This window comes from Escherichia sp. MOD1-EC4550 (assembly GCF_963876935.1).
In the GTDB taxonomy this organism is placed as follows: Bacteria; Pseudomonadota; Gammaproteobacteria; order Enterobacterales; family Enterobacteriaceae; genus Escherichia; species Escherichia coli_F.
In genome coordinates this window covers 670,167-676,712 of record NZ_CAWNSE010000012.1, presented here as the reverse complement: position 1 = coordinate 676,712, position 6,546 = coordinate 670,167, and the positions used below count along the sequence as shown (strand labels likewise).

The 6,546-nt window shown below is 55.4% G+C and carries 6 protein-coding genes; 3 read left to right on the top strand and 3 right to left on the bottom strand.

Annotated elements, in window-relative coordinates; genetic code table 11:
* The first annotated feature begins 1 nt into the window (after nt 1).
* Genes AACU19_RS10575 through cueR form a run of 3 tightly spaced genes read left to right on the top strand, consistent with a single transcriptional unit; the run spans nt 2 to nt 3,740 of the window.
* The gene (locus AACU19_RS10575) at nt 2-2,164 is read left to right on the top strand and encodes a type I secretion system permease/ATPase (protein WP_105278218.1); all 2,163 of its coding nucleotides are present in this window, start codon (nt 2-4) and stop codon (nt 2,162-2,164) included.
* The gene (locus AACU19_RS10570) at nt 2,161-3,336 is read left to right on the top strand and encodes an HlyD family type I secretion periplasmic adaptor subunit (RefSeq protein ID WP_001014327.1); all 1,176 of its coding nucleotides are present in this window, start codon (nt 2,161-2,163) and stop codon (nt 3,334-3,336) included. The genes AACU19_RS10575 and AACU19_RS10570 overlap by 4 nt, the downstream gene beginning before the upstream one ends.
* Complete coding sequence (cueR, locus tag AACU19_RS10565) at nt 3,333-3,740, top strand: Cu(I)-responsive transcriptional regulator (RefSeq protein WP_001026747.1); 408 nt, start codon at nt 3,333-3,335, stop codon at nt 3,738-3,740. Before AACU19_RS10570 ends, cueR begins: the two co-directional genes overlap by 4 nt.
* On the opposite strand, the gene AACU19_RS10560 is transcribed toward cueR, so the two are convergent.
* From AACU19_RS10560 to AACU19_RS10550, 3 genes are all read right to left on the bottom strand, one after another.
* Entirely contained in the window at nt 3,741-4,964 is a 1,224-nt protein-coding gene (locus AACU19_RS10560; RefSeq protein ID WP_039021120.1) for a hypothetical protein, read from the bottom strand.
* Between the two features lie 119 nt (nt 4,965-5,083).
* Entirely contained in the window at nt 5,084-5,542 is a 459-nt protein-coding gene (locus tag AACU19_RS10555) for an NfeD family protein (protein WP_096857031.1), read from the bottom strand.
* Nucleotides 5,539-6,456: an SPFH domain-containing protein gene (locus tag AACU19_RS10550; protein WP_000904502.1), complete on the bottom strand. Its 918-nt coding sequence runs from the start codon at nt 6,454-6,456 to the stop codon at nt 5,539-5,541. The genes AACU19_RS10555 and AACU19_RS10550 overlap by 4 nt, the downstream gene beginning before the upstream one ends.
* Nucleotides 6,457-6,546: the final 90 nt, after the last annotated feature.

Here is a 6,546-nt window from a genome sequence, read left to right as displayed (position 1 = left end):
AATGAAAAAAAATGCCCAGTCCGTGGAAGCCTGGCTGGAGGCGATGATCGCCGTGGCACGTTATTACCGCCTCGATTTTTCCCAGGAGAACGTGCGCGCGACCGTCAACTGGGAGCGCGACAGCAAGCGGGAAGAGTTGCTCACCGATATGGCGCGGCAACTGGGAATGGGGCTGCGGCTGGTGGAGTTTTCCGCTGATTCGCTTAACCCCTGGCGGCTGCCGCTGATCGCGGTGTTTGATAATCAACAGATTGGCGTGATCACCCGCCGCGACAATCACGACAATATCAGCGTTCAGTTCAGCGGTGACGAAGGGCTGGAAACCACATTAAACGTCACGGATATAGAAGACAAAATCGTTGAACTGGCGCTGCTACGACCGCTCAGCGCCATTCCCGATGCGCGGGTGGATGACTACATTCGCCCGTATCAGGCGAACTGGTTCTGGAATCTTTCGCTAAAAGACTGGCGGCGCTATGGCGATATTATGCTGGCCTCGCTGGTGGCGAACGTGCTGGCGCTGGCGGCGATGATTTTCTCGATGCAGGTTTACGACCGCGTTGTTCCGGCGCAGTCCTACCCGACGCTATGGGTGCTGTTCGCCGGGGTGATGATGGCGATCCTGTTTGAGTTCTGTATGCGAATGGTGCGCACGCACCTTTCCGATGTGATTGGTAAGCGGGCAGATCTGCGTATTTCGGATCGCGTGTTTGGTCACGCATTACGGCTGAAAAATAACGTGCGATCGAAATCCACCGGATCGTTTATCTCACAGATCCGCGAACTGGAATCGGTGCGGGAGCTGATCACCTCCACCACCATTGGCGCGGTAGCGGATCTGCCATTCTTCCTGCTGTTTGTTTTTATTCTGTGGATGATCGGCGGCTGGCTGGTGCTGGTTGTTTTGCTGGCGCTGCCGTTGCTGGTGATCCCCGGCCTGCTGGTGCAACGCCCGCTGGCGCGGCTGGCGAACGAAGGGATGCGCGAATCGGCAGTGCGCAACGCTACGCTTGTCGAGGCCGTGCAGTCGATTGAAGATATTAAACTGCTGCGTGCTGAACAGCGTTTCCAGAATCAGTGGAATCACACCAACGACGTGGCGTCATCTATCAGCATGAAGCAACGTTTTCTCACCGGGCTACTGCTCACCTGGACGCAGGAAGTGCAATCCATCGTCTATGTGGTGGTGCTGTTGGTGGGCTGCTTTATGGTGATGAGCGGCGACATGACCACCGGCGCGCTGGTGGGGACGACGATTCTGGCTTCGCGCACCATCGCGCCGCTGTCGCAGATATCCGGCGTGCTCTCGCGCTGGCAGCAGGCGAAGGTGGCGCGTAATGGCCTCGATGAACTGATGAAGCGCCCGGTGGATCAGCCGGAGCACGGCAAACTGGTGCATAAAGCAGTGCTGCACGGCAATTATCAGTTCAGCAACGCGGTGTTTTATTACGACGAAGAAGAGAAGATTGCCGATGTGGCGATCGGCAAACTCAACATTCAGGCCGGAGAGAAAATCGCCATTCTCGGGCGCAACGGCGCGGGTAAATCAACGCTACTGCAAATGCTCGCCGGAATGCGTATCGCCCAGCAGGGGCAGGTGTTGCTGGATAACATCAGCATCGGGCAGCTTGATCCGGCGGATCTGCGCCGCGACATGGGGCTGCTCAGCCAGACCGGGCGACTGTTCTTCGGTTCGTTGCGGGAAAACCTCACCATGGGGATGCCAGAAGCCAGCGATGAAGATATCGAACGCGCGTTGACTCTCAGCGGAGCGCTGCCGTTTGTGCAGAAGCAGAAAAACGGCCTTAACTACATGATTCAGGAAGGGGGATTTGGTCTTTCGGGCGGTCAGCGGCAAACGCTGCTGCTGGCGCGGCTCCTCATCTCTCAACCCAACATCGTCCTGCTCGATGAACCCAGTGCCTCGCTGGATGAAATGGCGGAAGCGTATTTAATTGAACAACTAAAACAGTGGATTGGGCATCGCACGCTGGTCATCGCTACTCACCGCACGGCAATGCTGCAACTGGTGGACAGGATAATTGTGATGGATCAGGGGCGGATTGTGATGGACGGCGCGAAAGAGACCATTTTGCGTGAACAGGGCGAACCCACGACGCGACGCGTGGTGTTGCAGGAGAAGAATAAGGGGTCTGCCGCATGAACGGACAACTGCAATACAACCGTGGCCTGACTGAACCCCGCCTGCCACGTTCGGCGCTGGCGGTGCGCGTTACCGCTGTGATGCTGCTCTGTTTTCTCGGCTGGGCGTGGTACTTCCAGCTTGATGAAGTCACCACCGGCAGCGGCACGGTAGAACCTTCCGGGCGCGAACAGGTGGTGCAGTCGCTGGAAGGCGGGATTTTGTATCATCTCGACGTGAAGGTTGGCGATATTGTCGAACAGGGGCAGCCGCTGGCGCAGCTTAACCGCACCAAAACGGAATCCGACGTCCAGGAAGCGATGTCGCGGCTGTATGCGGCGCTGGCAACCTCGGCGCGGCTGCGGGCAGAAGTGAGCAATAAACCGCTGGTCTTTCCTGACGAACTGAATAAATTCCCCGAACTTATCGAGTCGGAAACGGCGTTATATAACACTCGCCGCGACGGGTTGAACAAAGCCACCACCGGGCTGACGCAGGGGATCAGCCTGGTCAACCGCGAACTGGCGATGACCCAGCCGCTGGTGAAACAGGGGGCGGCGAGCAGCGTTGAAGTGCTGCGCCTGCAACGCCAGGCCAATGAACTGGAAAACAAACTTAGCGACGTGCGTACGCAATACTACGTACAGGCGCGGGAAGAGTTAGCGAAAGCCAATGCGGAAGTGGAAACCCAGCGTTCGGTGATCCGCGGGCGGGAAGATTCTCTCACCCGGCTCAACTTTACTGCGCCGGTGCGAGGCATTGTTCAGGACATTGACGTCACCACGGTTGGCGGCGTCATCGCCCCCGGTGGTAAACTTATGACTATCGTGCCGCTGGATGAGCAACTGTTGATCGAGGCAAAAATCTCCCCCCGCGATGTGGCGTTTATCCATCCGGGGCAAAAATCGCTGGTGAAAATAACCGCTTACGATTACTCCATCTACGGCGGCCTGCCGGGGGAAGTGGCGGTGATATCACCAGACACCGTGCAGGATGAAGTGCGGCGCGATGTTTATTACTATCGGGTGTACATTCGCACTTTCAGCAACCATCTGGAAAATAAAAGCAAACAGCAGTTTCCGATATTTCCCGGCATGGTGGCGACGGTCGATATCCGCACCGGCAAAAAAAGCGTGCTGGATTATCTGTTGAAACCCTTTAACAAAGCACAGGAGGCGTTGCGCGAACGATGAACATTAGCGATGTAGCAAAAATTACCGGCCTGACCAGCAAAGCCATTCGCTTTTATGAAGAGAAGGGGCTGGTGACGCCGCCGATGCGCAGCGAAAATGGTTATCGAACCTACACGCAGCAGCATCTCAACGAACTGACCTTACTGCGCCAGGCGCGCCAGGTGGGCTTTAACCTGGAAGAGAGCGGCGAACTGGTGAATCTGTTTAACGACCCGCAGCGTCACAGCGCCGATGTAAAACGGCGCACCCTGGAGAAAGTGGCGGAGATCGAACGACACATTGAGGAGCTGCAATCCATGCGCGACCAGCTACTGGCGCTGGCGAATGCCTGCCCTGGCGATGACAGCGCCGACTGCCCGATTATCGAAAATCTCTCCGGCTGCTGTCATCATCGGGCGGGGTAATTAAGGCATACGGAAATAGTCGTCCATTATTTTCGTCAACTCCGGACGTTCGCCGTCATCGTTGATGGCAAAATCCAGAAAAAAGGCATCTGCTTGCGGCGTTCGGTTTTGCGCCATCAACCGGAAGGTGAGAGGGCGATAAATGGCGTATGCCGGATGGCTGATAACGAATCGAGCAAAGTCAACAAAAAGCGGCGAGTATGTGGAAAACAGTGCCTGCAAAATAACATCAGCCTTTTCATCCCCCTCCAAACCTTGTTGGATCATGCGCTTAATACGAGCTTCGCTCAAATTCCCGGCCTCAACAATTTGCAAGGCTTGATCCAGTGAAGGGTAACGGCTGACGCTCTTCTGCAACTCTTCTGACCAGGTTTCGGATAGGCTGATGTGCTTATCAGGGCCGAAACTCTCCCATGCGCCGGGCGGTAATGTTTTCCACTCAGTGAGTTTGGGAACGTGGCACAGTAGCTCTGTTTTGTGCAGACATTCTCCGCCCGGAAATACCAGTGTTTGTTGCTCATCATTAAAACGGGTTGCCGTGCTGAGTACCAGTGTTTTGAGCGGTCGCCCTTCCAGCGCGGCGGCAGTGGCCTTATGGTGCCCGTCGAGCAGAACGCAGAGATAGGAATCAGTGAGATACCAGGCCAGAGCGCGGGCGTCCGGTTTATCGCGATAAAACGTCGCACGCTCAGGATTAAAATGTGATGGCGGCTGTCCGGGTAGAAGAAAGCAGGGGGCGGTGCCACTGAAATAGCAATATTCAGGATCCCAGACGGCAACGGTTGCCGGATTACTGGCGCTATGGTCCGTTGCCGCCCAAAAGAAATGCCCGTTGCCATCCGTCGGGTAAAGTTCACGATCTTCCAGCAGATAATAGCCATCAGCCAGGCATGAGAACAGCGGTGTCAGCGCGGCAAAAGCGTCAGTCATGCCAGACCATGGGCGATTCCAGTTTTCGAGAGCAGACAAAAACCGGGCGGCTCCCTGTTCATCATCCGCAAAACCGCTGTAGACAAATTCCGCACAGGTGGGGCAGCCAGCCTCGGACCAGAAACGTATTAACGGGACATCCTGCCAGCAGAGCGAACGGATAAGCCCATAAGGGTGCGGATCGTAAATCACACATTGACGCAGAAATCCTTTACCTGACTTCACCGAAAAAATGACGCCCGCAGCGTTATTTTTCAGCAGACGTACTTCAGGTTTTCGAAAGGGAAAAAGCATGGCCACTCCTTAGCCGAAAATTCAATTAACCCCCATGTCGAGGGCCACATGCCGGATGCGGCGCGAGCGCCTTATCCGGCATGGGTTTTGGTACAGATTTCCAGGTATGATAAGACGCATCAGGCGATGACCGCACGGATAATCAGCGTTATCCCTTCTATCGCAATCACCTCAACATGCGTACCTGCGCCGAGATCCTCGCTGGCGCTGACAGGCCATGAACTGTCACCGACGCGCATATGACCGCGCCCGTTGACCAGCGGAGATTCCAGCACAAAACGTCGGCCAATAAGCTGCTGCCCGCGCTGGTTTAAATGACTGTCGCTGTGCTTTTGTTCGCGCACCCGCCGCGACAACCATTTCCACCACAGCCAGGCAGCGAGCAGCGTCAGGACGGCAAACATTACCCCTTGCCACTCCCAACCCAGCGGCACCAGCCAGACCACCAGGCCGGTAATCACCGCTGCCACGCCGCTCCACAACAGATAACCATTGCCGCCCAGCATTTCGGCAGCCAGCAGCAACCCGCCGAGACTGAGCCAGAAAATATGTGGGTGAACGACCATTAACGCCATCATGGCTGAGTCCGCTTGTTGGCGCTGTCTTTCACCAGTTCAGCAATCCCGGCAATCGACCCCATCAGGCTGCTGGCCTCTAATGGCATCATCACTACTTTGCTGTTACTGGACGAACCGATCTGTTGTAACGCTTCGGTGTATTTCTGCGCTACGAAGTAGTTCACCGCCTGAATATCACCGGAGGCGATGGCTTCAGACACCATTTTGGTGGCGCGGGCTTCCGCTTCGGCAGAACGTTCACGCGCTTCGGCCTGTAAGAATGCCGACTGACGTTCACCTTCCGCTTTCAGGATTTGCGACTGTTTTTCACCTTCGGCTTTGAGGATTTCCGCCTGACGGATCCCTTCCGCTTCAAGGATGTAAGCGCGTTTGGTACGTTCCGCTTTCATCTGCGCGTTCATCGAAGAGATAAGCTCTGCCGGTGGGCGCACGTCGCGAATTTCAATACGGGTGACTTTAATCCCCCACGGGTTGGTGGCCTCATCGACAATACGCAGCAGGCGTGAGTTGATGCTGTCGCGCTGGGAGAGCATTTCGTCAAGTTCCATTGAACCCAGTACGGTACGGATGTTAGTCATGGTCAGATTGATGATCGCCAGCTCCAGATTGCTGACTTCATAAGCCGCGCGCGGGGCATCAATTACCTGAATAAAACAGACCGCGTCGATCGTAACGTTGGCGTTATCTTTCGAGATAACTTCCTGAGAAGGGATATCGAGCACTTGCTCCATCATATTGATCTTACGACCAATGCGATCCATAAACGGCACGACCAGACTGAGCCCCGGCTGTAACGTTTTGGTATAGCGACCAAAACGTTCTACTGTCCACTGATAGCCCTGCGGCACGATTTTGACGCCCGCGCCAACAATGACCAGCGCGACAAAAATGAGAATCGGGATAAAGATAAGCATCGGAAAAACCTCCTGTTGTACCGTCCATAATCAGCAAAATTGCTGCTTGATTAAACAAATTATACCTGATTACTGAAAGAGAGTTCCCCC

Coding starts and splice junctions, on each gene's coding strand:
- AACU19_RS10575 (WP_105278218.1), top strand. CDS start 2: ATGAAAAAAAATGCCCAGTCCGTGGAAGCCTGGCTGGAGGCGATGATC.
- AACU19_RS10570 (WP_001014327.1), top strand. CDS start 2,161: ATGAACGGACAACTGCAATACAACCGTGGCCTGACTGAACCCCGCCTG.
- cueR (WP_001026747.1), top strand. CDS start 3,333: ATGAACATTAGCGATGTAGCAAAAATTACCGGCCTGACCAGCAAAGCC.
- AACU19_RS10560 (WP_039021120.1), bottom strand. CDS start 4,964: ATGCTTTTTCCCTTTCGAAAACCTGAAGTACGTCTGCTGAAAAATAAC.
- AACU19_RS10555 (WP_096857031.1), bottom strand. CDS start 5,542: ATGATGGCGTTAATGGTCGTTCACCCACATATTTTCTGGCTCAGTCTC.
- AACU19_RS10550 (WP_000904502.1), bottom strand. CDS start 6,456: ATGCTTATCTTTATCCCGATTCTCATTTTTGTCGCGCTGGTCATTGTT.